Origin of the sequence: Streptomyces sp. cg36 (genome assembly GCF_041080675.1) — a bacterium.
Lineage (GTDB): Bacteria > Actinomycetota > Actinomycetes > Streptomycetales > Streptomycetaceae > Streptomyces.
On the sequence record NZ_CP163520.1, the window covers coordinates 4317081 to 4331883 of the forward strand.

Annotated in this window: 19 protein-coding genes; 15 read left to right on the forward strand and 4 right to left on the reverse strand. The window is 72.9% G+C overall.

Going from position 1 to position 14803, the window contains the following annotated elements:
• Positions 1-10: 10 nt before the first annotated feature.
• On the reverse strand, positions 11-799 hold the full coding sequence (locus AB5J87_RS19280) for a response regulator transcription factor (RefSeq protein WP_369378062.1): 789 nt from the start codon (positions 797-799) through the stop codon (positions 11-13).
• Between the two features lie 255 nt (positions 800-1054).
• On the opposite strand from AB5J87_RS19280, the gene AB5J87_RS19285 reads away from it, so the two are divergent.
• From AB5J87_RS19285 to AB5J87_RS19320, 8 genes are all read left to right on the forward strand, one after another.
• Entirely contained in the window at positions 1055-1861 is an 807-nt protein-coding gene (locus AB5J87_RS19285) for an alpha/beta hydrolase (protein WP_369378063.1), read from the forward strand.
• Between the two features lie 33 nt (positions 1862-1894).
• Positions 1895-2149 carry a MoaD/ThiS family protein gene (locus AB5J87_RS19290; protein ID WP_369378064.1) on the forward strand — a complete coding sequence of 85 codons (255 nt, stop codon included), beginning with the start codon at positions 1895-1897 and terminating at the stop codon, positions 2147-2149.
• A 10-nt stretch (positions 2150-2159) separates the two neighbouring features.
• Entirely contained in the window at positions 2160-3500 is a 1341-nt protein-coding gene (locus AB5J87_RS19295) for a hypothetical protein (RefSeq protein WP_369378066.1), read from the forward strand.
• A 55-nt stretch (positions 3501-3555) separates the two neighbouring features.
• On the forward strand, positions 3556-4305 hold the full coding sequence (locus AB5J87_RS19300) for a DUF2993 domain-containing protein (RefSeq protein ID WP_369378067.1): 750 nt from the start codon (positions 3556-3558) through the stop codon (positions 4303-4305).
• A gap of 344 nt (positions 4306-4649) precedes the next feature.
• Entirely contained in the window at positions 4650-4730 is an 81-nt protein-coding gene (locus AB5J87_RS19305) for an Ms5788A family Cys-rich leader peptide (protein WP_351229977.1), read from the forward strand.
• 165 nt (positions 4731-4895) lie between these two features.
• Entirely contained in the window at positions 4896-5741 is an 846-nt protein-coding gene (locus tag AB5J87_RS19310) for a sulfurtransferase (protein ID WP_369378069.1), read from the forward strand.
• Between the two features lie 35 nt (positions 5742-5776).
• Positions 5777-6064, forward strand: coding sequence for a DUF1416 domain-containing protein (locus AB5J87_RS19315; protein WP_010985465.1), 288 nt, complete (start codon positions 5777-5779; stop codon positions 6062-6064).
• Positions 6065-6182: 118 nt separating this feature from the next.
• Positions 6183-6440, forward strand: a complete 258-nt coding sequence (locus AB5J87_RS19320) for a DUF3099 domain-containing protein (protein ID WP_369378070.1) — start codon at positions 6183-6185, stop codon at positions 6438-6440.
• 101 nt (positions 6441-6541) lie between these two features.
• Here AB5J87_RS19320 and AB5J87_RS19325 read toward each other — a convergent pair whose 3' ends face one another.
• Positions 6542-6907: a DsrE family protein gene (locus tag AB5J87_RS19325; protein WP_369378072.1), complete on the reverse strand. Its 366-nt coding sequence runs from the start codon at positions 6905-6907 to the stop codon at positions 6542-6544.
• Positions 6908-7202: 295 nt separating this feature from the next.
• Here AB5J87_RS19325 and AB5J87_RS19330 point away from each other — a divergent pair, with 295 nt between their 5' ends.
• The 3 genes from AB5J87_RS19330 to AB5J87_RS19340 are packed head-to-tail and all read left to right on the forward strand — an operon-like array spanning position 7203 to position 9234.
• Positions 7203-7775, forward strand: a complete 573-nt coding sequence (locus tag AB5J87_RS19330) for an FABP family protein (protein ID WP_369378074.1) — start codon at positions 7203-7205, stop codon at positions 7773-7775.
• Between the two features lie 31 nt (positions 7776-7806).
• Complete coding sequence (locus tag AB5J87_RS19335; protein ID WP_369378075.1) at positions 7807-8244, forward strand: Fur family transcriptional regulator; 438 nt, start codon at positions 7807-7809, stop codon at positions 8242-8244.
• 9 nt (positions 8245-8253) lie between these two features.
• Positions 8254-9234, forward strand: coding sequence for a folate-binding protein YgfZ (locus tag AB5J87_RS19340; protein WP_369378076.1), 981 nt, complete (start codon positions 8254-8256; stop codon positions 9232-9234).
• A 105-nt stretch (positions 9235-9339) separates the two neighbouring features.
• Here AB5J87_RS19340 and dtd read toward each other — a convergent pair whose 3' ends face one another.
• Positions 9340-9765 (reverse strand): D-aminoacyl-tRNA deacylase, encoded by a 426-nt coding sequence (dtd, locus tag AB5J87_RS19345; protein ID WP_369378077.1) that lies wholly within the window; start codon positions 9763-9765, stop codon positions 9340-9342.
• A 143-nt stretch (positions 9766-9908) separates the two neighbouring features.
• Here dtd and AB5J87_RS19350 point away from each other — a divergent pair, with 143 nt between their 5' ends.
• From AB5J87_RS19350 to AB5J87_RS19360, 3 genes are all read left to right on the forward strand, one after another.
• Positions 9909-10517 (forward strand): ABC transporter substrate-binding protein, encoded by a 609-nt coding sequence (locus tag AB5J87_RS19350; RefSeq protein WP_369378078.1) that lies wholly within the window; start codon positions 9909-9911, stop codon positions 10515-10517.
• A 48-nt stretch (positions 10518-10565) separates the two neighbouring features.
• Positions 10566-11516 carry an asparaginase gene (locus tag AB5J87_RS19355; RefSeq protein ID WP_369378079.1) on the forward strand — a complete coding sequence of 317 codons (951 nt, stop codon included), beginning with the start codon at positions 10566-10568 and terminating at the stop codon, positions 11514-11516.
• A 128-nt stretch (positions 11517-11644) separates the two neighbouring features.
• Entirely contained in the window at positions 11645-12985 is a 1341-nt protein-coding gene (locus AB5J87_RS19360; protein ID WP_369378080.1) for a GNAT family N-acetyltransferase, read from the forward strand.
• A 41-nt stretch (positions 12986-13026) separates the two neighbouring features.
• Here AB5J87_RS19360 and AB5J87_RS19365 read toward each other — a convergent pair whose 3' ends face one another.
• Entirely contained in the window at positions 13027-13998 is a 972-nt protein-coding gene (locus tag AB5J87_RS19365) for a zinc-binding dehydrogenase (RefSeq protein ID WP_369378081.1), read from the reverse strand.
• A 119-nt stretch (positions 13999-14117) separates the two neighbouring features.
• Here AB5J87_RS19365 and AB5J87_RS19370 point away from each other — a divergent pair, with 119 nt between their 5' ends.
• Positions 14118-14738 carry a TetR family transcriptional regulator gene (locus AB5J87_RS19370; protein WP_369378082.1) on the forward strand — a complete coding sequence of 207 codons (621 nt, stop codon included), beginning with the start codon at positions 14118-14120 and terminating at the stop codon, positions 14736-14738.
• Positions 14739-14803 lie beyond the last annotated feature (65 nt).

Genomic DNA, 14803 nt, shown 5'->3' on the forward strand with positions numbered 1-14803 from the left:
GCGGGGTGACCTACCTCTGGGCAGGGCGTACGGAGGCTTCCTCCGCCTCCTGGGGAACGGGAACGGAAGCGGAGGCCACGGATCCGGCGGCGGCCTTCGCCTTGGCCTCCTCGGCGGCCCGTTCCACCTTCTCCGGGGTGACGAACCGGTACCCGACATTCCGGACGGTCCCGATCAGCGACTCGTGCTCGGGGCCGAGCTTGGCGCGCAGCCGCCGTACGTGGACGTCGACCGTGCGTGTACCGCCGAAGTAGTCGTACCCCCAGACCTCCTGGAGCAGCTGCGCGCGCGTGAAGACCCGGCCGGGGTGCTGGGCCAGGTACTTCAGGAGCTCGAACTCCTTGAACGTGAGGTCGAGCACCCGGCCCTTCAGCTTGGCGCTGTAGGTCGCCTCGTCGACCGAGAGGTCGCCGTTGCGGATCTCCATGGGGGAGTCGTCCGAGGTGATCTGCTGGCGGCCCATCGCGAGCCGCAGCCGCGCCTCGACCTCGGCGGGACCCGCGGTGTCCAGGAGGACGTCGTCGACGCCCCAGTCGGCGGTGACGGCGGCGAGACCGCCCTCGGTGACCACCAGCAGGAGCGGGCAGCCGGGCCCGGTGGAGCGGAGCAGCTGGCAGAGCGAGCGGACCTGGGGCAGGTCGCGGCGGCCGTCGACGAGGATGACGTCGGCGCCCGGGGTGTCGACCAGGGCCGGCCCCTCGGCGGGCGCCACGCGCACGCTGTGCAGCAGCAGGCCGAGCGCGGGCAGGACCTCGGTGGAGGGCTGGAGGGCATTGGTCAGGAGCAGCAGGGAGCTCATCGCGCCCCACCCGCCCAGGTCGGCTTCGGATCGCTCTTCGTATCGTGCGCTGTCTGCTCGCCCATAACGTCGGTTCCTCCTCGGTCCCTGCGAGGACGTCTGCGGCACTGCTTCGTACTCCCGGCCCCCGCGCCCCGGGAACCTGGTGAGTCCTGTTCGTGAGCCTTCGGTCACCTGCCTGTAACAACGGGCCGGAAACACAAAAGGACCCGGGGGCTGCGCTGCCCGGATCCTCTGCCCAGCAGAATAGCCCACATGAGCTGCGAGCCAGAGGGCCGATTTCACACTGTGGATGTTTCCTCGATCACCAGGGGACCCCGGCGCGCCACTCTTCGCACCTCGGACGGAGTGTCCGTGGAGGCCCGGCACGACCCCTGCACGGGGGCCGCGACGGACACCGCGATCGTGCTCGCGCACGGCTTCACGGGGTCGCTGGACCGCCCGGCCCTGCGGCGGGCCGCCGGGGTGTTCGCCCAGTCCACGGGCGTGATCACGTTCTCCTTCCGGGGGCACGGCAACTCCGGCGGGCGCTCCACGGTGGGCGACCGCGAGGTGCTCGATCTGGCGGCGGCGGTGGAGTGGGCGAGATCACTCGGCTACGCGCGCGTGGCGACCGTCGGGTTCTCGATGGGCGGCTCGGTGGTCCTGCGGCACGCGGCGACGCACACGGGGAGCACGGGGGCGCACACCGACGCGGTGGTGTCCGTCAGTGCGCCCGCCCGTTGGTACTACCGGGGGACGGCCCCCATGCGCAGGCTGCACTGGCTGGTGACCCGCCCGGCGGGCCGGCTGGTGGGCCGCCTCGGCTTCGCCACCCGGATCGACTCGCGGGAGTGGGACCCGGTGCCCCTGTCGCCGGTCGAGGCGGTGCCGCTGATCGCGCCGACCCCGCTCCTGATCGTCCACGGAGACAGCGACCCGTACTTTCCGCTCGACCACCCCAGGATGCTGGCGGCGGCCGGACCTGCGCAGTTGTGGCTGGAGAAGGGGATGGGCCACGCGGAGAACGCGGCCGGCGAGGAGCTGCTGCGCCGGATCGCGCAATGGCTGTCCGTGGCGTAGCCCATCATGGTGGACGACGAAAGGAGGGTCGCCATGGCAGCGGGAACCATCCGCTTCTGGGCCGCGGCCAAGTCCGCCGCGGGTGTGGCGGAGGAGCCGTACGCGGCGGCCACGCTGGCCGAGGCGCTGGAGTCGGTGCGCGAGCGCCACCCCGGCGAGCTGACCCGCGTACTGCTCAGGTGTTCGTTCCTCGTCGACGGCGACCCCGTCGGGACGCGCGGGCATGAGACCGTACGGCTTGCCGAGGGCGGCACGGTCGAGGTGCTCCCGCCGTTCGCAGGAGGGTGACCCCCACGTCATGAGCGATCAGCCGTACCCGCATCCGTACGAAGAGCCCCAGCCGCGCTTCGACCAGTACGGACAGCCGGTCCAGCAGCAGTACCAGGACCCGCAGCAGCCGCAGCAGCCCCCGTACGACGCGTACCAGCAGTACCAGCAGTACGACCAGTACGGGCAGCCCCTCCAGCAGCAGCCGGTCCAGTACCAGCAGCCCGCGCCGCAGCAGTTCCCGCACGACCCGTCGTACCAGGAGCAGCAGCAGTACACGCAGACGTGGGAGGGCCAGACCTGGGACACCCAGTACCAGCCCACGATCCAGCCGCAGCCCGTGCAGCAGCCCGTCCACCAGCAGCCGCCGGTCCACCAGCAGCCGATGCAGGCCCAGCCGATGCAGGCCCAGTCCATGCAGGCCCAGCCCGTGCAGCAGCAGTACGCGCAGGCGTACGCGCCGCCCGCCGCCGACACCGCGTACCTGCCGCCGCAGACCGGCTCGGTGCCCCTGCCGCCCGAGGCGTCCGTCCAGGAGCGGGAACCGGCGCCCGCCGAGCCCGCCCGGACCGACGGCCCCGAGTACAGCCCGCCCACCACCGTCGGCAACGCCCGGATCACCGACGCCCAGCGGGCGCGGGCCGAGGGGCGCTCGCCGGTCATCGCGCCCGGGATGCAGCCCGCCGCGCTCACCGCCGTCCTCGGCCTGCTGCTGGCGGGCGCGGCCGGGATCGGGCAGTACGCGCTCGCGGTGCCGCTGGTGCTGCTCCAGGCCGTCACGGCCGCGGGCTGGTTCCGGCTCAACGGCATGTGGCCGGCCCGGCAGGGCATCGCGCTCGCCTTCCTGGGCGGTCTGGTCGCCGATGTGGCGCTGCTGGCCGTCGGCGACGAGCACGCGCCCGCCGCGATCCTGGGCACGCTCGGGGTGTGGGTGCTGCTCACCCTCGTCCTCCAGCTGCGCAGCCACGCCGACCCGGACGAGCGGATGTACGGCCTGATGGCGAGCGTGGCCTCGGCCGCGCTGACGATCCTGGCGGGCGGGTACCTGGCGGCCCTCCCGCACGCGGTGTCGGTGGGCGCGGCGGCGGTCGCCGTGGCCGTCCTCGCCCGCGCGCTGCCGCTGCCCGGGATCGCCTCCGCGGTGGTCGCGCTGCTCGCCGCGGCGGGCGCGGGGATCGTGGTCGGCGGGATGACGGACATCGGCTCGCAGGGCGCGCTGCTGGGGCTGGCGGCCGGGGTGTGCGCGCTGATCGGACTGCGCGTGGCCAGCTACGACTACCCGTCGCGCTTCGTCCACATGACGGCCGGAGTGGCGCTGCCGCTGACCGCGGCTGTTCCCGCTTTGTATCTGATCGGTCGAGTGATCGGATAATTCCGGCGGTTAGGCTCGCAAGCGTCAACGACCAGCGTGGGGGGACTCGTACGCAATGCGCGCACTCCGGATATGGCTCATCGTCGCGGTGGTCCTCGGCGGCCTCTTCGTCGCCGCGGACCGCATCGCGGTGAACGTCGTCGAGTCCAAGGTGGCCGACAAGATCAAGAGCAGCCAGGGGCTCAAGGAGACCCCCGACGTCTCGATCAACGGCTTCCCCTTCCTCACACAGGCGATGGGCAAGGAGTTCGACGAGGTCGACGTGAAGCTGGGCGGGGTCACCGCGACGGCGGACGGCCACTCCGTCAACGTCACCGAGGTCCACGCCAAGCTGCACGACGTGAAGGTCAACAGCAGCTACTCGTCCGCCACGGCGGTGCGGGCGGACGGCTCGGCCCGCATCTCCTACGCCGATCTGACCAAGTCCGCGCCCAAGGGCGCCACGGTCGGGTACGCCGGTCCCGAGCGGGCCGCCAAGGGGCAGGTCAAGGTGAGCGGGCAGCTCGCGGACCTGCTGGAGGGCGCGGGCGTCCAGGTCCCGCCCAGCCTGAAGGTGCTGCTCGCGGGGCAGACGGTCAGTGCGTACAGCACGGTGACGACGGCGGGGGGTTCGACCGTGCGGGTGCGGTCGTCGGAGCTGCCGAAGCTGCCGGTGCCGGGGTTCGACGAGAAGCTCCGCAAGGCGGTCGACTACGACCTGAAGATCGAGGGGCTGCCCCGGGGGATCACCCTCGACAAGGTGTCCGCCGTCGAGGACGGGCTGCGGTTCTCCGGGACCGGGAGCAACGTTTCCCTCGCGGGGTGAGCCGGGCGTTGGGCGCGGGCCCCTTTTGGCCGGATGTTCGTCCGCGGGCCGGTGGGGGCTTGTCGCGCGGTTCCCCGCGCCCCTGAAGACCCCGTTCCCGTCTGCGGGTCGTGCTGGGTTGCTCGCGCCGTTCCCCGCGCCCCTGAGAAACCCGTTCCCCTCTGCGGGGCAGGTCGGATCGTGAGACGGCGGTGTCCGGGGAGTAGATGGTTCGGTTTTCCTGGGGGTTCCCACGGGGGTGGGGCGTGGGTTGTGAGGGGTTCCGTCCCACCATTCGGATGATCGTGTCTCAAAATGCGACACACCGGTGACATGGCCGCCCGTCCGTCCCTACGATCGGACGCATGAAGCGACAGGCGGATCTCACGAAGCGGCGGGCAGTCGACCTGTGCCGCGTCGCCGCCATGCTCTGTCGCCCCGTCTGACCGGGACCCGCCCCTCTCTGTGAAGAGACGGCAACTCCCGCGTTCCCCGGGCCCGTCGAACCGTTTTCAGGGCCGCCCCCCGTGCCGAAGCAGCGCCGCGCCCGCACGCGCGGCGAGTGCACCCGCACCCGCATCACCGCCGAACCTGCCCCGGAGGAGAACCGCATGAGCCGCAGCGACGTCCTGGTAGACGCCGACTGGGTCGAGGCCCACATCGACGACCCGAAGGTCGCCATCGTCGAGGTCGACGAGGACACCTCGGCCTACGAGAAGAACCACATCAAGAACGCGATCCGGATCGACTGGACCAAGGACCTCCAGGACCCGGTCCGCCGTGACTTCATCGACCAGGAGGGCTTCGAGAAGCTCCTGTCGGCGAAGGGCATCGCGAACGACACGACCGTCGTCCTCTACGGCGGCAACAACAACTGGTTCGCCTCGTACGCCTACTGGTACTTCAAGCTCTACGGCCACGACAGCGTCAAGCTGCTCGACGGCGGTCGCAAGAAGTGGGAGCTGGACTCCCGCGACCTGGTCGACGGCTCACAGGTGCCCGCCCGCCCGGCCACCGCCTACAAGGCGCAGCCGCAGAACACCGCGATCCGCGCGTTCCGCGACGACGTCGTGGCGGCCATCGGCTCGCAGAACCTGGTCGACGTGCGGTCGCCCGACGAGTTCAGCGGCAAGCTGCTCGCCCCGGCCCACCTCCCGCAGGAGCAGTCGCAGCGGCCCGGCCACGTGCCGTCCGCGCGCAACATCCCGTGGTCCAAGAACGCCAACGACGACGGCACCTTCAAGTCGGACGACGACCTCAAGGAGCTGTACGCGGCGGAGCAGGTCGACCTGGCGAAGGACACCATCGCGTACTGCCGCATCGGTGAGCGTTCCGCCCTGACGTGGTTCGTGCTGCACGAGCTGCTCGGTGTGCAGAACGTCAAGAACTACGACGGCTCGTGGACCGAGTACGGCTCCCTCGTGGGCGTGCCGATCGAGCTCGGCGCCAACAAGTAACCGACCGGCTGTACCGAAGGCATCAGGAGACAGACATGTGTGGAGCGAAGGCCGGCGGCCCCGACGCCTCGACGATCAAGCCCGGTGAGACCACCATCCAGGGCCAGGTGACCAAGGACGGCGAGCCCGTGGTCGGTTACGTCCGGCTGCTGGACTCGACCGGCGAGTTCACCGCCGAGGTCCCGACCTCGGCCACCGGCCAGTTCCGCTTCTACGCGGCCGAGGGCACGTGGACCGTACGGGCGCTGGTGCCCGGCGCGACCGCGGACCGCACGGTCGTGGCGCAGACGGGCGGACTGGCCGAGGTCGCCATCGCCGTCTGACGCGGGTACCGACGCGACTGGCCGGAGGGCCGCACCCCAGGGGGTTGGACGCTTACCTGGACCGGGTGCGGCCCTCCGTGCCGTTTCCGGCCGGCGGATACCGCCGTACGCTGGATTCATGTTGGCCCGTCGGCGCCGCGAGTACTTCTGGATGATGGGCGGATGCCTGGTCCTCTTCGTGTCCGCCTGGGGTTTCGTACGGCTCTGGTCGGTCCCGGCCGCGGTCGCCATGTGCGTGGTCGCGATGGTGATCCCGCCGGTCGCGGCCATGGTGGCGAACCGGCGCGGCCCCGACGACCGCTGGTGGGACGACCCGTCCGGGGACCCCAAGTCCGACGAGTGGTGGGACGAGCTGGACGGCAAGAAGAAGCACTGAGCCCCGGGGCGCGCCCGAGCCTTGGAGCCGTGCCCACGCCCGAGCCGTAGGGGGCCGCGTCCGAGCCCGAGTCGTGGAGGGGCCGCGCCCCGTCCCCCGTCCTAGTAGACGAGCGCCTGCGTCTCCTCGGCCATCGCCTCCTGGACGAAGACTTGCGCGCCCGCGATCCGCGCGCCCTCGATCAGGTCCGCCTCGGCGATGTCGCGCCGGGCCGCGCACTGCGTGCACACCGTGATCGTCCCGCCGCCCGCCAGGATCGAGTCGATCAGGTCCGGCAGCGGCGCCGCGTGCGGCAGCTCGAACTCGGCGGCCCTCCCCGGCAGCGCGAACCACGACGACTCGCCGGTCAGCCAGAGCGAGACCGCGACCCCGCTGGCGACGGCGACCGCCGCCACGGTGAACGCCTGCGAGCACCGCTCGGGCGCGTCGGCCCCGGCGGTCACCTTGAGTACGAGCTTCTTGGCCATGGCCCGAACTGTAATGTGCGCCCCCGTGGCGGACCGCCCGGCCGCCCCGCGCGCCCGCGGCGGCGGACCTCACAGAGAAGGCCGTGGCCCAACCCATTAGGCTGGGGTACGGCCCTTTACTGCCCACACGCTCATCCGAGGAGCACCCCGTGCTTGAGGCTTTCTTCGAAACCCTGCTGGTCCTGGTCTGCGTCGGTGTCCTCGCCTTCGCCGGTCTGGCCGTGAAGAAGCTGTACCAGGGCCAGCGCTGAACCGCGCCCCAGCCGCAGACGTAACGAAAGACTGATCGAGCCTCATGATCGAGATCCCGTCCGACCTGAACCCGGACCTCGTCCCCCTCGCCTTCCTCCTGGGTACCTGGGAGGGTGCGGGCGTCACCGACTTCCCGGGCGCCGAGAAGGCCAATTTCGGCCAGTCCGTGACCTTCAGCCACGACGGCCGGGACTTCCTGGAGTACGTCTCGCACTCCTGGATCCTCGACGCCGAGGGCAACAAGGTGCGGCCCCTGGAGACCGAGTCCGGTTTCTGGCGCATCGACAAGGACCGCAAGGTCGAGGTCGTCATGGTCCGTGACCAGGGCGTCGTCGAGATCTGGTACGGCGAGCTCGCCGACCAGAAGCCGCAGATCGACCTGGTCACCGATGCCGTGGCGCGCACCGCAGCCTCCGGCCCGTACACCGGCGGCAAGCGCCTGTACGGCTATGTGAAGAGCGACCTCATGTGGGTCGGCGAGAAGGCGACCCCCGAGGTCGAGCTGCGCCCCTACATGTCCGCGCACCTGAAGAAGGTCGTCACGCCCGAGGAGGTCGCGGCGATGGCCAGGGGCCTCGGGGACCTGCCGGACGACGGGATCGCCTTCTTCAAGTAGGGAATCCGGCGGTGGCTCCTACACTGGGCGTGTGGTGACCACCGACTGGCAGAGCGACCTCCGCAAGCGCGGCTACCGGCTGACCCCCCAGCGCCAGCTCGTGCTGGAGGCCGTCGACGTACTGGAACACGCGACGCCCGACGACATCCTCACCGAGGTGCGGAAGACGGCGGGCGGCGTGAACATCTCCACCGTGTACCGGACCCTGGAGCTCCTGGAGGAGCTGGGTCTGGTCTCGCACGCCCATCTGGGCCACGGCGCCCCGACGTACCACCTGGCCGACCGCCATCACCACATCCACCTGGTCTGCCGGGACTGTACGACGGTGATCGAGGCGGACGTGACGGTCGCGGCCGAGTTCACGGCGAAGCTCTGCGACCAGTTCGGCTTCACCACGGACATGAAGCACTTCGCGATCTTCGGGCAGTGCCAGAAGTGCGCCAAGGAAGCTTCAAGTACCGCGTCGTAGGCTTGCGTCATGCAGCGACATTCCACGACGAGCCCCCTGCTGTCCCTGCCCGGCGCCGTACCCGCCGAGGCACCGGACGAAGGTGTCGCCGCGCACTACGGCGACCTGTTCCGCGAGCAGCGCGCGCTGGCCGACGGCCGCGGCCTGGTCGACCTCTCCCACCGCGGTGTCGTCGCGGTCACCGGCGACGACCGGCTGAGCTGGCTGCACCTGCTGCTCACCCAGCACGTCACCGACCTGCCGCCGAACCTGGCCACCGAGGCGCTGGTCCTCTCCGCCAACGGCCACATCGAGCACGCCCTCTACCTCGTCGACGACGGCACGACGGTCTGGGCCCACGTCGAGCCCGGCACCCAGGGCGAACTCATCGCGTACCTGGAGTCGATGAAGTTCTTCTACCGCGTCGAAGTCGCCGACCGCACCGAGGACTTCGCCGTCGTCCACCTGCCCGCCGGTTCCATCGCCGAGGTCCCCGAGGGCACGGTCGTACGGGAGACGGCGCACGGCCGCGACCTGTTCCTGCCCCGCGCCGAGCTCGCCGGATACGCGGCGGCGCACGGCCCGGCCGCCGGGATCCTGGCGTACGAGGCGCTGCGCGTGGAGGCGCACCGGCCCCGGCTCGGCCTGGAGACCGACCACCGCACGATCCCGCACGAGCTGGGCTGGATCGGCACCGCGGTGCACCTGCAGAAGGGCTGCTACCGGGGCCAGGAGACGGTGGCGCGCGTCCACAACCTGGGGAAGCCGCCGCGCCGGCTGGTCTTCCTGCACCTGGACGGCAGCGAGGTGCTCCTGCCCGCGCACGGCACCCCGCTGCGGGTCGCCGCGGACGGCGAGGAGGGCCGCCAGATCGGCTTCATCACGACCTCGGCCCGCCACCACGAGCTGGGGCCGATCGCGCTGGCGCTGGTGAAGCGGAACGTGGCGGTGGACGCGGAGCTGCTGGCCGGGTCCACGGCCGCGGCCCAGGAGGTCGTGGTCGAGCCGTAGGGGCCGGTGTCGCGGGGCCGGGGCCGCAGGCTCTGGTCCGGCGCGGCCGGGAGCCGGACGTCCCGGCCGGGAGCCGGATCTCCGGGAGCCGGGGACTTCCGGGACTCAGATGTCCAGCAGCACCGTGAACGGGCCGTGGTTGGTCAGGGACACCCGCATGTCCGCGCCGAAGCGGCCCGTCTCCACGCTCGCGCCCAGCTCCCGCAGCCGCGCCACCACCTCGTCGACCAGCGGCTCGGCCACCTCGCCGGGGGCGGCGGCGTTCCAGGTGGGGCGGCGGCCCTTGCGCGCGTCCCCGTACAGGGTGAACTGGGAGATCACCAGCAGCGGCGCCGCCACGTCCGAGCAGGACTTCTCGCCGTCCAGGATCCGCAGGGACCACAGCTTGCGGGCCAGCTGGGCGGCCTTCTCGGGGGTGTCCCCGTGGGTGACGCCCACCAGTACGCACAGGCCCTCGCCCGCGATCTCCCCGACCGTCTCCCCGGCCACCACGACGCTCGCGCCGTCGACTCTCTGTACCACCGCTCGCATGGGACCCAACCTAATCCACGGTCCAATCCAGTCTCACGAGGGCCGAACGGGTGGCGCGGGCCTGCATATGCGCCACCGGGAGTGGCACGATGCTGACAGGCGGTGCGATCCCTTGCGCACCGGTCGAGGGGACGGTAAGTCGCATGAGCACTCCTGGCGCCGGGCCGCAGTCGCCCGGCCCCGTTTCGCTGACCCGGACGAGCCCGTCGGCCCCCCGGCCGCCTGCCGCCCGGCCGCCCGCCCAGCGCGCCGGTGACCATCTGTCCGCACCGCACGACCCCGATCTGGCCTCCTTGCGGCTGCCGGAGCTGCGGACGCTGCGGCGCCAGTCGCAGAGCGACGAGGCCGACCTCAGCTATGTGCGGCGGCTGCTGCACGGCCGGATCGACATCCTGCGGGCCGAGCTGGCCCGGCGCACCGGCCCGCACACCCCGGTGGTGGAGCGGCTCTCCGAGATCCTGGCGGACGCGCCCTCCCCGCACCGGGCCTCGGCCCGCCACGTCACGCTCTCCACCCCCCGCAGCGCCGAGTACCGGCGGCTGGCGGCGGAGATGGACGCGGAGGTCCAGCTGTCGGACCTGGACGCCCGCACCGACGACGAGCTGCACACCGCGATGGGCCGCCTCATCCGCTACGAGCAGCAGGTCTCGCGCCGGCGCCAGCACCTCCAGCGGACCGCCGACGATTGCAGCGCCGAGATCGCCCGCAGGTACCGTGAAGGGGAAGCACAAGTAGACGACCTGCTCATCTGACCTGAGATTCCAAGGTCACCGGGCGGTCCAGCCCGGAAGGCCCCAGCCATGACCACCTCCATACCCCCGGTCCTCGCCGAAGTCGTACGCTCCGGTTTCGTCGAGGGCCACCATCGGGGCTCGCTGGTGGTGCTGGCGGCCGACGGCAGCGTGGAGTTCGCCCTCGGCGACCCGGCGGCGCCCGTCTTCCCCCGCTCCGCCAACAAGCCGATGCAGGCCGCGGCCGTGCTGCGGGCGGGCCTCGACCTCTCCGGCGAGCGGCTCGCGCTGGCCGCCGCGAGCCACTCCGGCGAGGGCTTCCACCTCGACCTCGTCCGCAAGATGCTGGCCGAGCACGGGCTGACCCCGGACGACCTCCAGACCCCGCCCGACCTGCCGCTGGACGCGGTCGAGGCCGAGACGTACCTGGCCGCCGGGCACGTCCGCGACCGGGTCACCATGAACTGCTCCGGCAAGCACGCGGCCATGCTGGCGGCCTGCCGCCTCAACGGCTGGGACGAGAGCGGCTACCTCGACCCCGCCCACCCGCTCCAGCTCCTCGTGCACGAGGCCGTGGAGGCGGCGGCGGGCGAGCCGGTGGCCTCCGTCGGCACCGACGGCTGCGGGGCGCCCCTGATGGCGATCAGCCTCACCGGCCTCGCCCGCGCCTTCCGTACGTTCGTGCTCGCCGAGCCCGGGACGCCCGAGCGCCGGGTGGCCGACGCGATGCGCGCGCACCCCGAGTACGTGGCGGGCACCCGCCGCCCCGACACCTGGCTGATGCGCGAGGTGCCGGGGGCGCTCTCCAAGATGGGCGCCGAGGCCGTACAGGCGCTGGCCCTGCCGGACGGCCGCGCCCTCGCCTTCAAGGTCGACGACGGCGCGATCCGCGCCCTCGGCCCGGTCCTGGCCCGCGCGCTGCGCCGCCTCGGCGTGGACGCCCCGGTCCTCGACCGCGTCGCGGACGCCCCGCTGCTGGGCGGGGCGGCGCGGGTGGGGGAGATCCGGGCGGCGTTCTGAGGGGCCGCCGGGGCCGGGCCGCGGGCGGGCGGGGAGCCGGCGTCCGGGCCGGTGCGGAGGCCGCCGGTGAAGTGGTGGCCGGCGTAATTCGGGCGACAGCCGACGGGGCGGTGCCTAGCGTGGCGGGCATGAGCCCGAGCAGCCGCCCCGCCCCCGCCGACGCCCCCGCCCCGGACGAGACCACCGAGCACGGGCGCACCCCGGACGCCCCCGCCCCCCACGGCGGCGTCGAGATCCGCAACGTCGCCGACGCCGAGTTCACCGACTGGCTCAAGGCGGTGAGCACGGGCTTCCTGCGTCCGCCCGTCACCAGCGAGAGCGACGCGGTGAGCCGTCGCGCCAACAGCGATCTCGCCCGTACGCAGGGCGCGTTCGACGGCGGCCGGTGCGTGGCGACCTTCCGCTCCTTCGCCCAGGAGCTGACGGTGGTGGGCGGCGCCGTCGTCCCGTCGACCGCCGTCACCAACGTGACGGTCTCGCCCACCCACCGCCGCCGCGGCCTGCTCACCCGCATGATGGCGAACGAGCTGGCGGCGGCGCGCGAGCGCGGCGACGTGGTGGCCACGCTGATCGCCGCCGAGTACCCGATCTACGGGCGGTACGGCTTCGGCCCCGCCGCCGGTGTCACCGAGTGGGAGATCGAGGTCGGCCGGTCGGGCCTGGACCCGCGCTGGTCGGGCCCGGCGGACGGTGGCCGCATCGATCTGGTCGACTCCGCGGAGGCCCGCAAGCTGGGCCCCGAGCTCTTCGAGCGCTTCCGCCCCCGCCAGCCCGGCGCGGTCAGCCGCGACGCCCGCTGGTGGGACCTGGCGACCGGCCTGGTCCGCCGGGACGATCACCCCTTCACCGAGCCGTTCTGGGCGGTCCACCGCTCGGCCTCCGGCGAGGTGCGGGGCCTGCTCGCGTACCACGCGGACGAGACCTGGAGCGATGCCAAGCAGCCGCTGAACACGGCGACCGTGCGCGGTCTGATCGCGCTGACCCCGGCCGCCGAGCGCGCCCTGTGGCACTTCGTCTGCTCGGTCGACTGGATCACCAAGGTCCGCACCGGCGCGCGCCCCCACGACGACCTGCTCCCGCTGCTGCTGCCCGACCCGCGCGCGGCCCGGGTCGTCACCCAGGCGGACTTCCTGTGGGTGCGGGTGCTGGACGTCGTACGGGCGCTGGAGGCGCGTACGTACGGGGCGGCGGGCACCCTCGTCCTGGACGTCACGGACCCCGCGGGCCCGGCGTCCGGCCGCTACCGCCTGACGGCCGACGCGACCGGGAGGGCCCGCTGCGCCCCGACCGCGGACGCCCCCGACATCACGCTGGACGTGAGCGAGCTGGGCACGCTGTACCTGGGCGACGAGTCGGCGGTACGCCTGGCGTCCCTGTCCCGCCTCGCGGAACACACCCCTGGGGCCGCCCCCCACACGGACACCCTCTTCCGCACCTCCCGCCGGCCCTGGTGCCCGGACGTGTTCTGAGGGGGCGCGCCCGGGGTGACCGCGGTGGTGCGCCCGGGTGTTCAGGCGCTCAGCATCACCTTCCCCACCACCCCCCGCCCCTCGATCACCTCGTGTGCCTGCGCCGCTCGTTCCAGGGGGAACACCGCGCCGATCACCGGGCGCAGGCGGCCCGCCGCGGCTTCGGTGAGGGCCCGGGTCGTCAGGGACGCGCGGGTCGTGGGGGTGAGCTGGACGTCGGCTATGCCCAGGAGGCGGATGCCCCGGCGGGCCGCCCCGGCTTCGGGGACGGTGGCGAACGCGCCCGTGGGGGCGCCGTGGGCCGAGAAGCGGCCGGCGTCCGCGGTCAGGGCGAACGCCGCCGCGCCCAGTGCGCCGCCCACCCCGTCGAGCACGACGTCCGCGCCCCGCTCGCCCAGCGCCTCCCGGGCCCGGTCCGGCCAGTCGGGGGAGGCCGCGTCGATGACGGTGTGGGCGCCCAACTCCCGTACGAGCGCGGTCTTCTCCGGGCCGCGGGCCACCGCCACCACCCGGGCTCCCCGGGCCCGGGCCAGCTGGACCAGGAGGGTGCCCATGCCGCCCGACGCGCCGGTGACCAGGACCGTCTCGCCGGGCTCGACGGCGGTGAGGTCGAGCAGGGCCAGGGCCGTCACGGCGTCGTGGACGAGGGCCGCGGCCTCGCGCAGGCCGACGCCCTCGGGGACGGGGGCCAGGTGGTCGGCGGGGACGGTGGCCAGGGAGGCGTAGCTGCCCACCTCGACGGGGGCGACCACCCGGCGCCCGGTCCACTCGGCGGCGTCCACGCCCTCCCCGGTCGCCACCACCGTGCCGGAGACGCCGCCGCCGGGCACGTACGGCGGGCGGACGTCGAAGAAGTCCCCGAAGGCGCCGGCCCGTATCTGCGTCTGCACGAACAGCGTGTCGATGTGGTCCACCGCCACGACCACCTCGCCCGGCCCCGCCACCGGGTCCGGCAGCTCCGCCGGAACCAGTACCTCCGGACCGCCGAACTCCTCGACCTGTGCCACGCGCATGCCGTCCACCCGTTCGTCTCGTCGGGGGCGCCGCGAAGGAGGCGCCCGCTCGTCGAGAAGTCTTCGACCTCAAGTTCTGTTGAGGTCAAGCGCCGCCCGTACCCCGTAACCTCACCCCCATGGGTTTGCGGGAGCGGAAGAAGCAGCAGACGTACCAGTCCGTCTCGGACACGGCGATCGCGCTCTTCCTGGAGAAGGGCTTCGACAACGTGCCGGTCGCCGAGATCGCCGCCGCCGCCGGGATCTCCAAGCCGACCCTCTTCCGGTACTTCCCGGCCAAGGAGGACCTGGCCCTGCACCGGTTCTCCGACCACGAGGGCGAGGCCGCCCGGGTCGTCCGGCTGGGCCGCGCCGAGGGGGTCGCGCCGCTGCCCGCCCTGCGCCGCCACTTCCTGGCCGGGCTCGACGGCCGCGACCCGGTGACGGGGCTCAACGACGATCCGCGCGTACGGGCGTACCACGCGCTGCTCTACGGCACGCCGAGCCTGGTGGCGCGGCTCTTCGCGTACCAGGGCCGGGCCGAGGACGCGCTGGCCGCCGCGCTGGCCGAGACCGGCGGCGAGGGCGTCGAGCCGCGTCTGGCGGCCGGCCAGATCGTCGCCGTCCAGCGCATCCTCGCCGAGGAGAACTGGCGGCGGATCGGGGCGGGGGAGAGCGCGGAGGCGGTCCACGCGGGCGCGGTGGAGGCGGCGGAGGGGGCGTTCGCGCAGCTGGTGGTGGGGTTGGAGCTGTATGCGTGAGGGGATGCGGCCGGCGGGGCGCGTCTGGTGGGGTGCGCCTGACGGGTGGCGCGGTCGGCTGCCGT